Origin of the sequence: Mesorhizobium sp. DCY119, from assembly GCF_003590645.1 — a bacterium.
Classification (GTDB): Bacteria; Pseudomonadota; Alphaproteobacteria; order Rhizobiales; family Rhizobiaceae; genus Mesorhizobium_M.
In genome coordinates, this window is record NZ_CP031834.1 from 1462591 (window position 1) to 1480053 (window position 17463).

Sequence of the window (17463 nt, forward strand, 5' to 3'; positions counted from 1 at the left end):
AGACTCATTCATCGCCGAACGCGGTTATCAATCAGTTTACCATAGCGAAATTCGCACGCCAAAGAGCCCGCGAAAGCGCAAAAGCGGGCGGTCAATTCAATATTTTTCAATTTCGGCGTGAAAATGTCGCACTCCGTGATTGTCGACAGGCCGTTGGGGTGGATAAGTGTCAATATGAAACAGGTTCGCAAAGCAGTATTTCCGGTCGCCGGTCTCGGCACGCGCTTTCTTCCCGCAACAAAATCCATTCCCAAGGAAATGCTGACGGTCGTCGACAAGCCGGTCATCCAGTATGTGGTGGATGAGGCGCGCGAGGCCGGCATCGAACATTTCATCTTCGTGACCGGCCGCAACAAGGCTGTCATCGAAGATCATTTCGACGTCCAGTTCGAGCTGTATGACACGCTTGCCCAACGCGGCAAGGACGACCAGCTTGCGCGTCTCCAGCGCCTTCAGCCGGCGCCCGGGCAGACGAGCTTCACGCGCCAGCAGGTGCCGCTCGGCCTTGGCCATGCGGTATGGTGCGCGCGCGATCTCGTCGGCAATGAACCCTTCGCGGTGCTCCTGCCGGACATGATCATGCAAACGGACCAGAGCTGCCTCAAGCAGATGGTCGAACTCTACAACGAGACCGGCGGCAACATCGTCGCCGTGCAGGAATGCGACCCAGCCGAGGCGCATAAATATGGCATCGTCGGGCGCGGGAACGAGGTGCGTAACGGGTTCGAGATCACCGGCATGGTGGAAAAGCCGAAGGCCGGAACGGCGCCGTCCAATCTCTACATCAATGGCCGTTACATCCTGCAGCCTGAGATTTTCGGAATCCTGGAAGGACAGGAGCGAGGGGCAGGCAACGAAATCCAGCTTACCGATGCGATGCTGAAACTGGAAAAGCAGCAACCGTTCTACGGCTCGCACTATAAGGGCAGGACCTTCGACTGCGGTTCGCCCGAAGGCTTCATCGAGGCCAATGTGGCGTTTTCGCTGTGGCGGCCGGACATGCACAAAAATATCTCGGCGATGCTGGAAACCATGCTCAAGGAGCTGAAGCCCATCGAGTAGCGGTTGATTGGCCTATCTCTGGACTTTCAGGCCGACGAACACGCTGTTGGCCTGATAGTCGCGGCCTTCCAGATTGCTCTTCAACTGTTCATGGCGCAGCCGGCCGGTCAGGCCGGCATAGCGGTTCAGCCACCAGGTCGCGCCGGCTTCCGCATTGAATATGACGTCGTGCCCGTCCGATCCCGAATAGTCGCGGTATCCGGCGCCGACCGCAGCATTGGCCGTTAGATTGGCGCGGATTTCGCGCTCGACCGACAGCCGCGCGGAATGGAGTACCGAGCCGCTTTCGCCGGCCGTCGTCGATCCCTCCACCTCGGTCGAGGCGGCGAGGTTGACCATCGTGCCGCGCTCCGGCGACCAGGCAAGATTGGCGTTGACGGTCGGCCCGCCTATCGCATCCAGGCGATCGTCGTCGAAGCCTTCGCGAATCCAACCGGCGGAAAACTCGCCTGACAGCTTTTCGCCGAGATCGAGTTCAACGCCCGCGCGCGCGCCGAGCCGGTTGGATGAGCGCTCGTATCCGCTCGCATCGACCTTCTCGTCGTAGAAGCGACGGCCGACTTCCGCTTCCAGGAAGGGCGTCAGCGCTGGTGAGATTTCGTAGCCGCCGCGAAGCGTCAGCGTTGCCAGCGTCGAGTCGCGGTCCTTCTGAGAGATGGTGCCGCCGGTGGAGAGTTCCGCGTCGCCATACATATCGTGCTCGACCCGGCCGGTGATGCCGAAGCGGGCCTTGCCCACATCCTTTTCGAGGCCGAGGCTGCCGTTGAATGTCTGCCGGATCGGCTGGGATAGTGTGCCTTCGATCGCGACCGGGGAGGAGCCCGATTCCGGCCGGCGCAGATAGCCGGCCTCGACGCGCCCGCGAAGCTCGTTGCCGAGTTCGAGATCAAGCTTTGCGTCGATACCTGCTTGCGTCTCCTTGATCTCTTCGCCGGAGAGCGTCCGCCGCAGGATACCGTAAGCGTCGATCGTCGCCGAATGGCGGCTCCAGTCGGATACGGCGTTAAGGCGCAGCGTGGTTTCCGAAAGCACGCCGGACGAACCGCCGCTGCTCGCACTGGCGTTGGAGGTGGCGGTTATGCCCTGTTCAAGGGAAGGGCGAAGCACGAAGGAACCGGCGCGTATGCCGGTGGCGGCAAAAGGATTGTCCTCGCGGGGCCGCTTCAGGCCCTCGATCGCTTCGGCACGCTCGGCGCCTTCGTCGAGCTTGAGGACTTGTTCCGAATCGATGGTCGGCGTGCGCACAGTGCCGGTGGTCGTTTCATCATCGACGCCTTCGACCGGTTGCCCGCTGGCAGTTGTTTCGTCGTTCGGCTGCGTGGTGGTTGCACTGTTGCGGTTGCGCGCATCTTCGGTACGTTTTCGGGCCGCAAAGGTGGGACGCGTGCTTGCCGGCGGCGGATCGTCGGCAAAAGGGTCGTCGGCATTCGGCGGCAGAGCGAACAGGCTGGTATCGGGCGAAGCCGCGTTTTCGGGGGCATCCGGGACGGCGCCGGTGCTTTCAGGAACATATTGCGGCGGCGGGTTCTGGTCTGTGGGTGCCTGATTTGCGGCATTCTGTGCCTGAGCCTTGCCGGTCTGGCCTTTGCCCAGCAAGGAGCCGGTAACATCGGTCTCGGCAACCGCTCCGCGCAGTCCGCCGCTGTCCTGCGCATGAGCCTGGAACGCGCACAAAAGGGTGGCGGCACTTGCCGTAAGAAGCAAGGTCCGCAGCGCCCGCGCTTCCGGGCGTCCTCTATTTTCTGGGCGAACCCAAGACATAATCACCTGCTGTGAAGCCCCAAACCGCCATCGCACGCAGACATTAGCGTTACCGGACCGTAAATCGGGATGGTTAACGGAGGGTTGAGGAAGGCGCTGCCCGGAAGGGGCTGGAGTCGATAATATTGGACAGCGGCACGCCAAAGCGCTAATCGCATCAGCCATGCACGCAGGATCTCTCAAGAAGAAACAGCCGGACAGGCAGGCGTCGATCGCTTCGGCGATGCGGACGGTGAGCACCGAACGGGCAGGCGTTGAGGCGCTGACCGAGGCGCTGGAAAATGGCCTGGCGGAACCTTTCGCCGAAGCCGTCGAATTGCTGGCCGGCATCAGTGGCCGGGTTATCGTTACCGGCGTCGGCAAGAGCGGGCATATCGGCTCCAAGATCGCTGCCACATTGGCCTCGACCGGAACGCCGGCGTTCTTTGTCCATCCCTCCGAAGCCAATCACGGCGATCTCGGCATGATCGCCCGCGACGACGCCATACTTGCCATGTCCTGGTCGGGCGAGACCGCTGAGTTGAAGGGCATCGTCGCTTACGCCCGTCGCTTCAGCATTCCCTTGATCGCAGTGACTGCAGGCGAGAATTCGGCCCTTGCCCGCGAATCGACCGTTGTCCTGAACCTGCCGCGCGCGCCGGAAGCCTGCCCGCATGGGCTTGCACCGACGACGTCGACGCTGTTGCAACTGGTTATCGGCGATGCGCTTGCAGTGGCGCTTCTCGAGGCGAGAGGCTTCACGGCCGACCATTTCCGTACTTTTCATCCCGGCGGTCAGCTTGGTGCCAATCTGATGCATGTCGCCGAGATCATGCATTCAGGCGACGAGATACCTTCCGTGCCTACGGGCACAAGCATGTCCGAGGCGATTATCGAGCTGTCCAAGAAGCGGTTCGGCTGTGTCTGCGTCATCGACGGCGAGGGCAGACTTGCCGGCATCGTCACCGACGGCGACCTTGCCCGCAACCTTCACCGCAATCTTGGCCAGTTGGCTGTCGACGACATCATGAGCCGCAAGCCGAAAACGGTGAAGCCGCAGATGCTGGCAAGTGCGGCCATTGCCGTGCTGAACGACAACAACATCAGCGCGCTGGTGGTTGTCGAGGACGAGCGCCCGGTCGGCGTCGTCCATTTCCACGACCTTCTCAGGATCGGCGTCGTTTAAGAAAACGACGCTACGCGGTCAGCCGGCGCCCGATTCGCGCCGGTGGCAGGCGGCCCGAGGAGGGTTCCTCAGCATCGTTTGCACCTGCCGGACCATGCCGGAATATCTGGTTCAACGGCTTGGGGCGGCCGAGGAAAAAGCCCTGAGCCTCGTCGCATTGTTCGATCCGCAGGATGGAAAGCTGGTCATCGGTTTCCACGCCTTCGGCCAGCACCGGAATATCGAGGCTTTTGCCGAGCGTCAGCACCGCGCGCACGATGGCTTTCGCTTGAGGGCTTTGCTCCACTTCGCTCATGAAGGAGCGGTCCAGCTTGATCTTGTCGAACGGGAAGGAGCGCAAGGTATCGAGCGATGAATAGCCCGTTCCGAAATCGTCGAGCGCGATCGTCACGCCGAGCGCCCTGATCTGGCGCAAGATATGAAGCGTGCGGGTCTTGTCGGCGATAATGGTGGATTCCGTGATCTCGAGTTCCAGTCTGTTCGGCGAGAGGCCGGTTTCGATCAGGATCTCATGGACAAGCTTTGAGAGGTCGGCGTGGGCGAACTGTACCGGCGATAGATTTACCGCGATCTTGTAGGGCGTGTGCCATGAAACGGCTTGCCGGCATGCCGTGCGCAGCACCCATTCGCCGATCGCGAGAATAAGGCCGTTTTCCTCGGCGATCGGGATGAACTCCGATGGCGGGACCGAGCCAAGCTCGGGATGGTTCCAGCGCAGGAGCACCTCATAGCCGCGAACATCACCCGTCAGGACCGACGTCTGGACCTGATAGTAAGGTTCGAGTTGCTCGAGCTCGATGGCGCGGCGCAAATCCTGGGCCAGCGCCCGGCGTGCGCGCGAGGCTTCGTCCATCTTCGATTCGTAGAAGCATACCGCCCGCGTGACCTCGGCCTTCGCCCGGTACATTGCAAGATCGGCGTTGCTTATCAGTCGGCCCTGGTTGTCGCCGTCTTCAGGATAGATCGCGACCCCGATGCTGGCGCCGGTCGAGGTCTCGAAATCGTCGATGCGAATCGGCCGGAACAAGGTGGTTTCCAACCGCGATACGAAATCCAGAAGATCGTTCGGTTCGCTGAAGCGTTTAACCGCCGCGAACTCGTCCCCGCCGACGCGGGCTATGAATTCGCCGTCCTTCAAAAGCCGGGAAAGCCTGCGAGCGATGGTTTTCAATGCCTGGTCGCCCGCGCTGTGGCCGCGAAGATCGTTGATTTCCTTGAAGCGGTCGAGGTCGATCCCGAGAACGGCCACCTTGACGGAGTCTTCCTGGGCACGTTCCAGCTCGTTTTCGAGGTAGCTTCCGAAGCTTACGCGGTTCGGCAGGCCGGTTAGCGAATCGTTGTGCGCCAGATGCTGGAGCCGCTGGAACGTTTCCAAGCTGGAGCGCGCGTCGATCAGGTAGCTCGCGATGCCCGTGCCGGCGATGATGAAGCCAACGCCTGCGACTGCAATGGCCATCGCCTCAAGCACGTCAGGGTCGGTGCCGGTGGCTCCGGTCAGCATCGGTGTGACCGAGACAGCCGTCATTCCGGTGAAATGCAGGCCGACGACGGCGAGAACAAACAGGCCGAGGGAAAGATGGGCGGAAACCTGGAAAGACCGACGGACAGCCTGACCAATCGCCAGCGCTGAGAGGATCGCAGCGATAGCGATCGATGTCACGACGTAATCGGCGTTCCATTCGACGATGCCGTCGACACGATACGCCATCATGCCGGTGTAATGCATTGCTGAAACTGCAAGCCCGATGGCTGCGCCACCCAGTTCCGGCGCGAAGCGCTGCGCCCGAATGAGAGCGACCGTAAAGCCGTAGGCACAGCCGGCAATCGCAATGAGAAGCGAGGCCATCGTCAGCATCGGGTCGAAGGTGACCGGGGCTTGCGCCTGATAGGCGAGCATCGCAATGAAATGTGTGCACCAGACCGAAGAGCCGGCAGCCACGGCCGTGAGGAATATCCAGCCGCTCTTCTGCAGGCCCTGCCGTTCGCCCGCCCGTCGAAACAGTCCAAAGGTGACCCAGCTGCCGCTCACGCATATCAGTGCAGCCAGAATGACCAGCCACAGGTTATGCTCCGTGGCGATGCACGAAATGACGCTCATAGAGAGGGACCCCCGTCCGACAACTTTCGCGTGAAGTCGGACAACCTAAGGTCTTACTTCACCACCCGTAAAGTACGCAGAAGTTGATTACAAATGGTAAAAAAGACCGTGACGGTCATGATTTGCGTGATGACGCAGGGGAAACGGCTGGAACTCGAGGATGCCTCAGCCGATGTCAGGCGACTTCGACGACCAGCTCGGAGTCTTCCACGGCCGTAACCCGCACGCGCGCGCCGACAGGAAGGTCTGGCCCGGAAACACGCCACATCGTATCGCCAAGCTGGATGCGGCCACGGCCTTCGGTGATCGGTTCGGTGAGTGTCGCCGTGCGGCCTATCATCTGTTCGCTGCGCCGGTTTAACAATGGCTGGTCGCTCTGGCTGTTGCGGCCGGACATGATCCGATTGCCGAGATAGGCTGAAACCAGCGACAAAAGCAGAAAGACGATGACCTGGGCCTGCCAGACCCAGATGCCGGCATCCCAGATCAGCAGGGAGATCGCGCCGACGATCAATGCGGCGATGCCGATCCACAGCAGGAAGACGCCGGGAACGACGATCTCCAGCGCGAGCAGGGCAAAGCCCAGCACCATCCAGTTCCATGGGCCCAGTTCGGAGAAAATGCGTTCAAGCATGTTCGTTGCCCCGCGGCAGTATCAGTTCTTGTCCGGCGTGCGTGTGACCGGCGGCCGCGATGACTGGCGCTGGGCGCCAGCCGTGCCTTCCGGCCGGAATACTTCCTGGGCGATCGCGCCAATGCCGCCGAGCGAACCGATCAATGACGACGCCTCGAAGGGCATCAGCACGATCTTGTTGTTGCTGGAAGAACCGATCTTGGCCAGCGCTTCGGTGTATTTCTGCGCCACGAAATAGTTGATTGCCTGCACGTCGCCCTTGGCGATGGCTTCCGACACGACCTGTGTTGCACGCGCCTCGGCCTCGGCCGAACGTTCGCGCGCCTCTGCGTCGCGGAAGGCGGCTTCCCTGCGGCCTTCGGCTTCCAGGATCTGCGACTGCTTCAGGCCTTCGGCCGCGAGAATCTGCGCGCGCTTGTTGCGCTCGGCCATCATCTGGCGGCCCATCGATTCGACGAGATTGGCCGGCGGGTTGATGTCCTTGATTTCGACGCGGGTGAGCTTGATGCCCCATGGGTGGGCTGCCTCATCGACCACCCGCAGCAGGCGTTCGTTGATCGCGTCGCGGTTCGACAGGAGCTCGTCGAGGTCCATCGAGCCCATGACAGTACGGATATTCGTCATGGTCAGATTGAGGATGGCGTTCTGCAGGCCGGACACCTGATAGGCGGCCTGGGGTGCGTTCAGCACCTGATAGAAGGCGATGCCGTCCACGGCGACGATGGCGTTGTCGCGGGTGATGATCTCCTGCGTCGGCACATCCAGAACCTGCTCCATCATGTTCATCTTGGCGCCGATGCGATCGATGAAGGGGATGATGAGATTGAGGCCCGGCGAGAGCGTCTTGGTGTAACGGCCGAACCGCTCGACGGTGTAATTATATCCCTGCGGCACCGTCTTGATTCCCGTAAACAGGAAGAGAAGGACAAGGATAACCAGGATCGGGATCAGGACGTCGAGACCGGTGAACGGCATGCAGCTCTCCCTCAGATTCGGCATGCGGCATGACCGCGTGGATGCGGTCCTGCCTTCACGAAAACACTTAAGGGTGTTTCCTCACGGTTACAATCGCGTGATGGTTGATTGTTTCGGCAGGCGCCGCGTCAATGATCGAAAGCGAAAAGCGATGCGTCGGTATCGCTTGCGCCTTCGAGCGCCGAGACGATGATTTCGGAGGCTATCTGCGAGTAGGTTATGCCGTTGCCGCCATAGCCCATCACGGCAAATATCCGTGGGTGCTGCGGGATGGCTCCGATATAGGGAAGGCCGGTGCTCGTGGTGCCGAAAGAACCGGCCCAGGTGAAAGCCGGTTCTGTGTCCAGCTGCGGGAACAGGGCTTTCAATTTGGCTGCGATCCGTGCCGATTTGGCGCCGATCAACTGGTCTCGGCTATCCTCATCAGAAAACTCCTCGTCTTCGCCGCCGCAAATGACGCGGCCGTCAGATGTCGCGCGCATGTAAAGATAGGGGTCTGACGCTTCCCAGACGAAGGCCTGATCGCGCCAGAGCGAATTCTTCTGCGGTTTCGTAGCGATCGCCCAGGTGGAGATGATCTGGTGCCTGGCCGCCGGCACGATATCGGTCAGCTCATAGCCCGTTGCCAGAACGACATGTTTCGCCGTGATCGTCGGGCCATGTGTCGACGCCGCGACGACATTTTCGCGGGAGGTCTCCATGCCTGCTATTTCGACGGGCGCGTAGTATCGAGCCTTGGCCTCGAGCGCGCTGAGAAAAAGCCCGGCCGCAAGCTTTCTCGGATCGAGCGCGAGATTGTCACGGCTTAGAATGGCGCCGTCGCGGTCGATGCTGAACGCATTCTGAAGTGCGGCCTTGGTGAGATAGGTTGAGTGGATGCCGGCAGCGCGCCTGGCTTGAGCTTCCTCGCGAAGCGCTGTCGGGCCAAGCACATTGCCGGCGAGATAAAGCGAAGGCTTTGGCGAGGGGCTGCACTTTATGGCGAGCTCTTCGATGCGTGCGCCAAGGTTGGCCACAGCGAGTTTCGATCGCCGCCATGCCTGCTCGGCCTTTGCCTTGCCGATCTTGGAGACAAGCGTCGTAAGCGGCTGATCGACCTCGAATTGGACAAGCGCTGTCGTGGCCGATGTCGAACCTTCGAGCGGACCGCGTCGGTCAACGCAGACGACGGAACGTCCGCTTGCGGCAACGGCCTGCGCAATCATTGCCCCGCTGATGCCCATGCCGACGATCAGGACATCGGTTTTCACATCTCGGGTCAGCTTTTGCGTCGGAACCGGAGGCGCGCGGTAGGCGAACCAGACGGGGCGGCCGGTTCTCAAGTCAAGCTTGCGGTTCATGGAAGGGTTTTCTCCGGAAGGGGCGGTCGTCAACGCCGCTCCGACCGGGGAGTTCCCGTTGTCACACCCAGCCGGACAATTCGCGCCGCACCAGCGCTTCGATCACCGCCATCCCGTCCCGGCTGTCATTGAGGCAAGGGATATGCGCGAAATTCTTGCCGCCGGCATGGTGGAAGATTTCCGAAGCCTCGACCGCGATTTCCTCCAGCGTCTCGATGCAGTCGACGGAAAAACCGGGATTGACGACGGCGATCGATTTCACGCCTTCGCGCGCCAGTCTCTCGACGGTCTTGTCGGTGTAGGGCTGCAGCCATTCCTGCGCGCCGAAACGCGACTGAAAGGTGTTGATGAGCTTCTTCTCATCCCAGCCAAGACGCTCGCGCAGCAGCCGCGTCGTCTTCACGCAATGGCAGTGGTAGGGGTCGCCCTTCTCGAAGTAAGGCTTCGGGATGCCGTGATAGGAAGCGAGAATCACCTCCGGCTCGAAGTCCAGCGTCGCAAGATGGCGGGTGATCGAGTTCGCCAGCGCGTCGATATAGACCGGCTCGTCATAGTAAGCCGGAACGCTGCGGATCGCCGGCTGGTTGCGCATCTTCATCAGCGCGCGAAACAGCTTGTCGTTGGCGGTGGCGGTCGTGGTCGCCGAATATTGCGGATAGAGCGGGAAGGTCAGGATGCGGGTGCAGCCTTGCTCGACGAGGCGCTTGGCGACGCTTTCGGTAGAGGGATTGCCGTAGCGCATCGCCCAGTCGACGACCACGGTAGGCAGATCGGTGAGGGCCTCGGAGAGCCTTTCGCTTTGTGCGCGCGTATAGGTGCGCAGGGGCGATTCGTTGCGTTCGGTGTTCCATATCTTCTTGTAGTTCGCGCCTGATTTTTTCGGCCGCGTCGTCAGCACCAGCCCGTAGAGAATGGGATACCAGATAGGTTTCGGCAGTTCGATGACACGCGGGTCGGAGAGGAACTCGCGCAGATAGCGCCACATCGGCCCGAACTCGGTGCCGTCAGGCGTGCCGAGGTTGAGAAGGATGACGCCGATCTTCGGCGGCTTGATGGCGGGATGGCCTGCAGGGGCATGGCCCGTTGCGGTGTTCTCGGCTCGTGTAGTCGCGTTTTTCTGGTTCATTCGGCGTTTCTCCCGCGCAGGCCGGAAACTAGCGGCAGATGCCAGGAATTCAATGCAACGTCTGGCCGCAGGCAATTCGGGGCCGCTAATGCAAAAAAGGCCCGCCGGCGAACCGAGCGGGCCTTTCGTAAGACGTGTACCGCGAAATCAGTTCGCGGCGGGGATCGCCAGTGTCGCACCGACGGGCAGATGCTTTGGCGTGTATTTCGAGTTGGCCTCAGCGATGCGCTTCCACTTGAAGCCGTCGCCATAGACCTTCTGCGCAATGTCCCAATAGGTGTCGCCGGCGACGATGACGTGGCTGTCAGGTGATGCCGCCGTGGCAGTTCCGGCTGCGGGCGCAGTGGTTGTTGCAGGTGCGGCCGCGGTGCCTGCTGCCGGCGCCATCGTGCCGCCGTCGACCTTCGGTGCCTGATTGGCGATGTCGCCAGAGGCGGCCGGCATGTCGGGCAGCTTCACGTCGCCACTGGCGGCCGGTGCAGCGCCCGTTGCCGGGGCAGTGGTACCAGCGGCCGGTGCGGTCGTGCCTTCAGCCGGCTTGGTCGCATCGGCCGGTGCTGCAGCCTGTGCAATTTCGGTGATGCGGCCTTCAATCTTCGGCGTGTAGGGCTGATGGGCGCCGAGATAGTCCGCAACCACCTGTTCCAGTCCCGGACCGTAGTCATAGGCGTTCTTGGCCTTCTCGGCGAACACCTTGTAGCCGTCGCCGCCCTGGCGCACATAGTTGTTGGTGGCGACCGTGTACTCCTTGTCCGGGTTGATCGGCGCCCAGGCGCCGTTCTCCATGACCTCGACCGACTTGATGCGTCCCTCATTGGGGGCACCCGACCTGTCGAAGGAGTATTTCAGCCCTGCTACCTGCGCGAAGCGTCCGGCGCCGTCGTCGATCTGGCTGACGCCGTTCTCAAGCGCGGCTTTGAGATCCTTGCCGGCAATCTGGAAGGTTGCGATGGTGTTCTGGAACGGCAATACGTTGAGAACCTCGCCCATCGTGACCTTGCCGCCGTCGATCGAGGCACGCAGGCCGCCGCCATTGGTTATGACGATCTCGACGCCCTGGCCTTTGACCCTGTCCAGCACCGCATCCGAGACGAGATTGCCCATCGCGCATTCCTGGGCGCGGCAGGTTTCGCGGCTTCCGTCGATAGCAGCTGCCGTCTCGCCCACCTCCTTGGCTTTCAACTCCTCGATCGGAGCGCCGAGTTCCTTGATGCGGGCAAGCACTGCCGGGTCGGGCGTGATCGATTTGTCGAGGAAGATCGGGTCGCCATTGGCTTCCTTGATGTTGCCGTCGTCATCGAACACCACCTTGAACTCGCCAAGATATTTCGAATAGGAAGCCGCCTGCACCACCGCAACCTTGTGGCCATCTGGATTGTCGACCATCGTCGGATAAGGGCCTTCAGCCTTGGGGTCGGTATTGGACAGCAGCGAGTGGCTGTGGCCGCCGACAACGACGTCGATGCCCGGAATCTTGGCGATGACATCGCGCTCGCGCTTGTAGCCGATATGGGTGATGGCGATGATCTTGTTGACGCCCTCAGCCTTCAGTTTCTCGACCTCGGCAGTGATCGCCTTGACGTCGTCCTCGATGGCAATGTTCGGGCCGGGCGAAGCCAGATCCGGCGTATCGTTGGTGATGCCGCCGATGAGGCCGATCTTCTGGCCGCCGACTTCGACGACCATCGACGGCTTAAACTTGCCGGCAGCGCCGGATTTGTCGTTCGGCACGACATTGGCGCTGATTACCGGAAACTGAGCCTTGTCGAGAAAAGGTACAAGCGCGCTCTCGCCGTCGTCGAATTCATGGTTGCCGAGGGTAACGGCGTCCAGCTTCATCTGGTTGAGGAATTCTTCTTCCGCCGCACCCTTGTAGGTGATGTAGAACAGTGAGCCCTGGAAGCTGTCGCCGGCATTGAGCAGCAGGACGTTCTGGCCGTCCAGCTTCTTGCGCTCCTGGGCGATGGCCGTGATCAGCCGCCCCGCGCCGCCTATGCATTCGCCCTTGGTCTCTTCCTCTGCCGAGCAGGTCGACTCGTATTTGTTGTTGCCTTCGATACGGCTGTGCCAATCGTTGAAATGCAGGATATTCAGTGTGTAGTCGGCAAAGGATGCCCCGGTCGAGAGGGCGAATGCCGATGCGGAGAGCGCTGCGGCAGCGACGAGCTTCTTCATTTGGTGTCTCCCGAGTGATCCTGTCCGGAGGCGTTTAACGCCAGTCCTTGACCGTTTTTTTACACGGCTCGCGGGCATGTTCACATTGCGGTTTGGCGGATGCAAGAGGAATCCAGCCCTAGTCGACGGTCTGCCGATTATTTCGCGTAGTCGCGTTCGTCAGCAATTATCTTGCCGTCGTTCGGCAGGGAGCCCGGCATGGCGATCTGCACGTCGCCGCCAAGCTTGGTCACGTCGCGAAGCGAGGCTTCGAGCGCTTTCTTCTCCGCTGTCCGGCCATTTGCCGGCTCGACATGCAGCACCATCGTGTCGCGCTCGCCGTCACGCCCGACGACCAGACGCGCTTTGGCAATCTCGGGATGACGCCTGACGATGTCTGCGACCTGCTTGGGGTCGACGAACATGCCCTTGATCTTGGTGCGCTGGTCGGCGCGGCCCATCCACCCCTTGATCCGGGCATTGGTTCGGCCACATGGCGAAGCGCCCGGCAGGATCGCGGAGAGATCGCCAGTGCCAAGACGAACCAGCGGGTAGGCGGGATTGAAGCCGGTCACCACGACCTCACCGACCTCACCGTCGGGAACAGGGTCGCCGGTGCCAGGGCGCACGATCTCGATGATGACATGCTCGTTGACGATCATGCCGGGGAGAGGCGTTCCATCTTCCGCAGCACTTTCATAGGCGATGACGCCGAATTCGGCTGTGGCGTAGCATTGCAGAACGTCTATCCCGCGCTCGCGATATTCCGCTCGCAGCGAGGGGAATAGCGCTCCGCCCGACACCAGTCCACGCCGGAAGGACGAAAGGTCCTTGCCGGCCTCGGCTGCCCTATCGAGCATGACCTTCAGGAAATCCGGGGTGCCGCAATAGACGCCAGGCTTCAGGCCGGCGGCTGCCTCCACCTGCATGTCAGTGTTGCCGGTTCCTGCTGGAAAAACCGTGCAGCCGAGCGCGCGGGCGCCCTCGTCGAGGATGAAGCCGCCGGGCGTCATGTGATAGGCGAAGGCATTGTGGACGATATCGCCGGGGCGGATGCCGGCGGCGAAGAAAGCGCGCGCCGCAGCGCCTTGATCGACCTTCAGGCCCTGCGGCTCCCATAGTGGACCCGGTGACAGGAAAACGCGGCTGCCGGCGAATGCGGCGGGATCGGCAAAGCCCCCGAAAGGTGGCTCGGCCATTTGAAATTCCATCAGCTCGGCTTTTCTCAGAACCGGCAAGGCAGTCATCGCCTGCCTGCTGGTGATGGCCGAAAGGTCGACCCCGTCCAACCATCGGGCAAGGCCGGGTGCGGCTTTCACGGCAGTCTTGAGAAAGCGGGGCAGCGCCTCGAACAATGCCTTTTCGCGATGGGCCGGGGCCTGGGTTTCGGCCGTATCGAAAAAAGCAGTCATCGCGTTCTCCCTCCGCGTTGCGGCGGGACTATCGCAAGACTCTGATCCAACGCGCAAGGTTGAACAGCGATATCAGCGCACCGGCAAGATAGGTGAAGGCTGCGGCGCGCAGGACGTGGCGCGCTGCGGGCATATCTTTATCGCTGAGATAGCGTCCGCGCTGCAGAATGGGCAGAGCCTTTCCGAAGCTCGCATCGAATTCGACCGGCAGCGTGACAAGATGCACGACAGCGCGGATCGCCAGCATGCCGACGCCAAGCCCGAGACAGGCCAGGAAAGCCGCCGGGGTGCGGAACACTGCTGCAAGAATGGGCGCGCCGATCAGGATGACCGAAGCAATCTTGTCGGTGGTTATCGCCAGAACGGCCAGCCTGTGGCGCAGCGCCAGCATCTTCTCGCCGCGACCGTCCTGCAAGGCGTGAGAAACTTCGTGTGCTGCGATTGCGACCGCGGAAACAGACCGTCCGTCGTGGTGCGCAGGCAGCAGCCTGACGGCCTTCGCCTCGGAATCATAATGATCGCCGAGTTCGGTCGTCTCCACCTTGACGTGACCGAGGTCGAACTCATCGAGCAGGTGACGGGCAAGCTCACCGCCTGTGCCGGGAAAATCGGGCCGGTCCTTGCCGTGATGGGCGATGATCGACCGCACCCAGAACTGCGGCACGAAAACAATCGCGGCCAGCAGCACTATGCCGATGACCGCGATCAAAACCCGTCCTCAGAAACGCTGGTTCAGCCGACCGCCGGCCGCCGTGTCAGCACGAACTGCTGGCCGCCGGAGCTGGTGCAATTGAGCTGGTTTGCAGCGACCATCGAGCAATTGACGTTGCTGGTGGTCTGGCGGATCAGCGAGCGCATGGTGATTTCCACATTGCGGTTATCAGCCATGCGATAGCTGCCTTCAGCCAGCTTGTTGCCCGTATCGAGCGCATTGGTCTGGAATACGCCACCGGCAAAGCGCGAAACGGCAACGCCATCCGTGCTCATCCATTCGCCTTCGACGCCCTGGGGAGCCGCTGCGAGAGGCCCGCCACCCGGCCCGGAGCTGACGCAGCCGGCCAGAATGGCGGCAGTTGCGGCAATGGCTGCCGCCGAAAACAGTTTGCGCGCAATCGTCATGATAAAATTCCTTCCTCGGTCCGCAATCAAGCAATCACCCGATTTCCGGGCGATTGCAAGGGCTTGAGGGTACCAGAGACTTATGAATGAGAGTTAACGTACCAGTATGTTACGGAACTGCCACGGGTCTTTGGTGTCTATGTCTTCCGCAAACAGGCCTGGACGGCCCTCTAGAGGCGTCCAATCGGTGTAGTAACCCTTCACCGGGCCCAGATAGGGCGACTGCACTTCAAGGCAACGTGCGAAGTCCATCTCGTCGGCTTCGACGATGCCGGCTTCGGGGTTTTCGAGCGCCCAGACCATGCCGGCCAGTACGGAAGAGCTCACTTGCAGGCCGGTCGCGTTCTGGTAGGGCGCGAGCTTGCGTGCCTGCTCCAGAGTCAGCTGCGAGCCGAACCAGTAGGCGTTCTTGTCGTGACCGTAGAGCAGCACGCCGAGCTCGTCCGAGCCGTCGACCAGCTCGTTCTCGTCCAGAACATGCTGCACCGGCTGCGCCTTGCCGGCGGCGCCGAACATCTCGTCCAGCGAAAGCAGGGCGTCGTTGCAGGGATGATAGGCGTAGTGGCAGGTCGGGCGATAGGAGACCTTACCCTTCTTGTCGTGCACGGTGAAGAAGTCGCTGATCGAGATCGCTTCGTTGTGCGTCACCAGCAGGCCATATTGGGGGCCCGGGGTCGGGCACCAGGTGCGCACGCGGGTGTTGGCGCCGGGCTGCTCCAGGAAGATCCCCGCCTTTGAGCCCTTCTTATGCTTCCTGGCATTTTTAGGCGTCCATTTTTCGTGGGTGCCCCAGCCGAGTTCTGCCGGCTGGAGACCTTCGGAAATGAAACCTTCCACGGACCATGTATTCCAGAAAGTATTGAACGGCTTGGGAGTCTTTGCCCGCTGGGTATCGCGCTCGGCGATGTGAACGCCCTTGACGCCGGTCTTCTTCATCAGCTTCGCCCAACCGTCGCGGTCGTCCTGCGCCGGCGTAGCGAATTCGAGGCCAAGATCGGTGGCGAGGTTGACCAGCGCCTGTTTGACGAACCACGAGACCATGCCCGGATTGGCGCCACAGGTGGAAACGGCGGTCGGGCCGCCGGGATGCTTGCGCTTTTCGGCCAGCAGCGATTCACGCAGGGCGTAGTTGGTGCGCGAGGCGTTGTCGGCCTTGTCGTCGAAATAGAAGCCGAGCCACGGCTCGATGACCGTGTCGATGTAGAGAACGCCGAGCTTGCGGCAGAGACGCATGAGCTCGACCGACGAGGTGTCGACGGAGAGATTGATGCAGAAGCCGCGGCCTTCGCCCTCGGTCAGCAGCGGGGTCAGGAGGTCCTTGTAGTTCTCCTTGGTCACAGCTTCGTGCAGGAAGGTGATGCCGCGCTCATCGAGCAGCTTGCGGTCGGTGTCGCGCGGGTCGATGACCGTCATGCGCGACTTGTCGAATTTGAAATGGCGCTCGATGAGAGGGAGCGTTCCGCGGCCGATCGAGCCAAATCCGATCATCACCACCGGGCCTGTGATCTCACCGTAAACGGGCCATTTTTCTTTCGCCATTCTTCAAAACGCTCCTTGTTGCGCGCCTCCGGAAGGTATTTCGGACGGTCGCCAGAGTGCCAGATCACAGATCGGCGTCACAATAAAGAAGATTCCGCCAACAGGGTTAGGAGGCGCCGGCCATCTGGCTCAACACCGCGACCAGCCGATCGCGGTCGGCGCTCAGCCCCTTGTAGTCGAGCTGGGCTTGTTCGAGACCGGCCAACTGGCCGGCGAAGGATGCGGCAAGCGTTGCTCTCTCAGGATGTTTGCCCAGCATCGAAAGCGGGTTCAGGTAGATGCGGATGGTGAAGAGAATGTCCTGCGATTTCGGCAGTTTGCGCAACGTCTGGCGTTCGACGCGGATGAAAGCCTGCGCGGCGATCTCGTCCTCGGAAAACTTCGAAGGCTGCATGGTGGCGCGGTCGATGCGCTGCCGTTGCGAGATGGGATGATAGAGCGCGTCGCCGGCCTGCAGCGACCAGTTGAAGCGCTCGACGGCCTGCCCCTGCAGCCTGTCGAACATACGTTCGATCAGTTCGGCCGGACGCGTGCCCGGTCCGAAGCCGGGCACCGGCTCGTGGATCTCATGCAGCGGCTTGCCGAATTTTTCCGTCAGCGACCATGACGACGGGAAGCACAGCGACCCGGCGGCGAGCCGCCAGCCGTTGTCGCCCTTGCGCATCAGGATGAGGTCTTCGGGAACGAGCAGTGACGCGGTGCGCAGCGGAGGTGTTTCCGCCGCGTTCAACACGATGCGTCGTCCAAGCGCGGGTATCTCGATGGCGTCGCCGATACGCCGATAGGTCTCTGGAAAACGCTCCGGCAAATATGCCACGAGAGCATCGAGGATTTCGCGCTGTGCTTCGCCGGTATCGGCTTCCGCGACGAAGACTTTTTCCGGCAGTGTCCCGTAAAGCCGATCCTTCTCGGCCAGATAGTTTTCGAGGTCGCCATCGATCTCGATCCATTCGTGCGGGTCGAGCGGCTTCAGGCCGATCGTGAAGGGCTGCGAGGAGCCGTCATAGGGCGTGTGGGTGAGCGTTTCGTTCAAGGCATGGTCCGGATGGTCGTTCAGCGGCACTATGCCGTTCCTGAA

The 17463-nt window shown here is 61.5% G+C and carries 14 protein-coding genes; 2 read left to right on the top strand and 12 right to left on the bottom strand.

Going from position 1 to position 17463, the window contains the following annotated elements; translation table 11 throughout:
- The first annotated feature begins 174 nt into the window (after positions 1-174).
- Positions 175-1062, top strand: coding sequence for a UTP--glucose-1-phosphate uridylyltransferase GalU (gene galU, locus DZG07_RS07035; protein ID WP_091915553.1), 888 nt, complete (start codon positions 175-177; stop codon positions 1060-1062).
- 12 nt (positions 1063-1074) lie between these two features.
- On the opposite strand, the gene DZG07_RS07040 is transcribed toward galU, so the two are convergent.
- Positions 1075-2766, bottom strand: coding sequence for an outer membrane beta-barrel protein (locus DZG07_RS07040; protein ID WP_348626413.1), 1692 nt, complete (start codon positions 2764-2766; stop codon positions 1075-1077).
- Between the two features lie 220 nt (positions 2767-2986).
- On the opposite strand from DZG07_RS07040, the gene DZG07_RS07045 reads away from it, so the two are divergent.
- On the top strand, positions 2987-3988 hold the full coding sequence (locus tag DZG07_RS07045; protein WP_091915292.1) for a KpsF/GutQ family sugar-phosphate isomerase: 1002 nt from the start codon (positions 2987-2989) through the stop codon (positions 3986-3988).
- A gap of 10 nt (positions 3989-3998) precedes the next feature.
- Here DZG07_RS07045 and DZG07_RS07050 read toward each other — a convergent pair whose 3' ends face one another.
- The 11 genes from DZG07_RS07050 to DZG07_RS07100 form a co-directional block, all read right to left on the bottom strand.
- The gene (locus tag DZG07_RS07050; RefSeq protein WP_119815472.1) at positions 3999-6086 is read right to left on the bottom strand and encodes a bifunctional diguanylate cyclase/phosphodiesterase; all 2088 of its coding nucleotides are present in this window, start codon (positions 6084-6086) and stop codon (positions 3999-4001) included.
- 175 nt (positions 6087-6261) lie between these two features.
- Entirely contained in the window at positions 6262-6720 is a 459-nt protein-coding gene (locus DZG07_RS07055) for an NfeD family protein (RefSeq protein WP_091915288.1), read from the bottom strand.
- Positions 6721-6741: 21 nt separating this feature from the next.
- Positions 6742-7695, bottom strand: coding sequence for an SPFH domain-containing protein (locus DZG07_RS07060; protein WP_091915286.1), 954 nt, complete (start codon positions 7693-7695; stop codon positions 6742-6744).
- Positions 7696-7823: 128 nt separating this feature from the next.
- On the bottom strand, positions 7824-9035 hold the full coding sequence (locus DZG07_RS07065; RefSeq protein WP_119815475.1) for an FAD-binding oxidoreductase: 1212 nt from the start codon (positions 9033-9035) through the stop codon (positions 7824-7826).
- 61 nt (positions 9036-9096) lie between these two features.
- A complete protein-coding gene (gene hemH, locus DZG07_RS07070) occupies positions 9097-10161 on the bottom strand; it encodes a ferrochelatase (protein WP_119815478.1) in 1065 nt (354 codons plus the stop codon).
- A 147-nt stretch (positions 10162-10308) separates the two neighbouring features.
- Positions 10309-12336, bottom strand: coding sequence for a bifunctional metallophosphatase/5'-nucleotidase (locus tag DZG07_RS07075; RefSeq protein WP_119815481.1), 2028 nt, complete (start codon positions 12334-12336; stop codon positions 10309-10311).
- A 137-nt stretch (positions 12337-12473) separates the two neighbouring features.
- Positions 12474-13727, bottom strand: coding sequence for an AMP-binding protein (locus DZG07_RS07080; RefSeq protein ID WP_119815484.1), 1254 nt, complete (start codon positions 13725-13727; stop codon positions 12474-12476).
- 28 nt (positions 13728-13755) lie between these two features.
- Positions 13756-14436 (bottom strand): zinc metallopeptidase, encoded by a 681-nt coding sequence (locus tag DZG07_RS07085; RefSeq protein WP_348272908.1) that lies wholly within the window; start codon positions 14434-14436, stop codon positions 13756-13758.
- A 23-nt stretch (positions 14437-14459) separates the two neighbouring features.
- Complete coding sequence (locus tag DZG07_RS07090; RefSeq protein ID WP_119815487.1) at positions 14460-14846, bottom strand: hypothetical protein; 387 nt, start codon at positions 14844-14846, stop codon at positions 14460-14462.
- Positions 14847-14939: 93 nt separating this feature from the next.
- Positions 14940-16385 carry a homospermidine synthase gene (locus DZG07_RS07095; protein WP_119815490.1) on the bottom strand — a complete coding sequence of 482 codons (1446 nt, stop codon included), beginning with the start codon at positions 16383-16385 and terminating at the stop codon, positions 14940-14942.
- 106 nt (positions 16386-16491) lie between these two features.
- Positions 16492-17418, bottom strand: a complete 927-nt coding sequence (locus DZG07_RS07100; protein WP_119821480.1) for a DUF3445 domain-containing protein — start codon at positions 17416-17418, stop codon at positions 16492-16494.
- Positions 17419-17463: the final 45 nt, after the last annotated feature.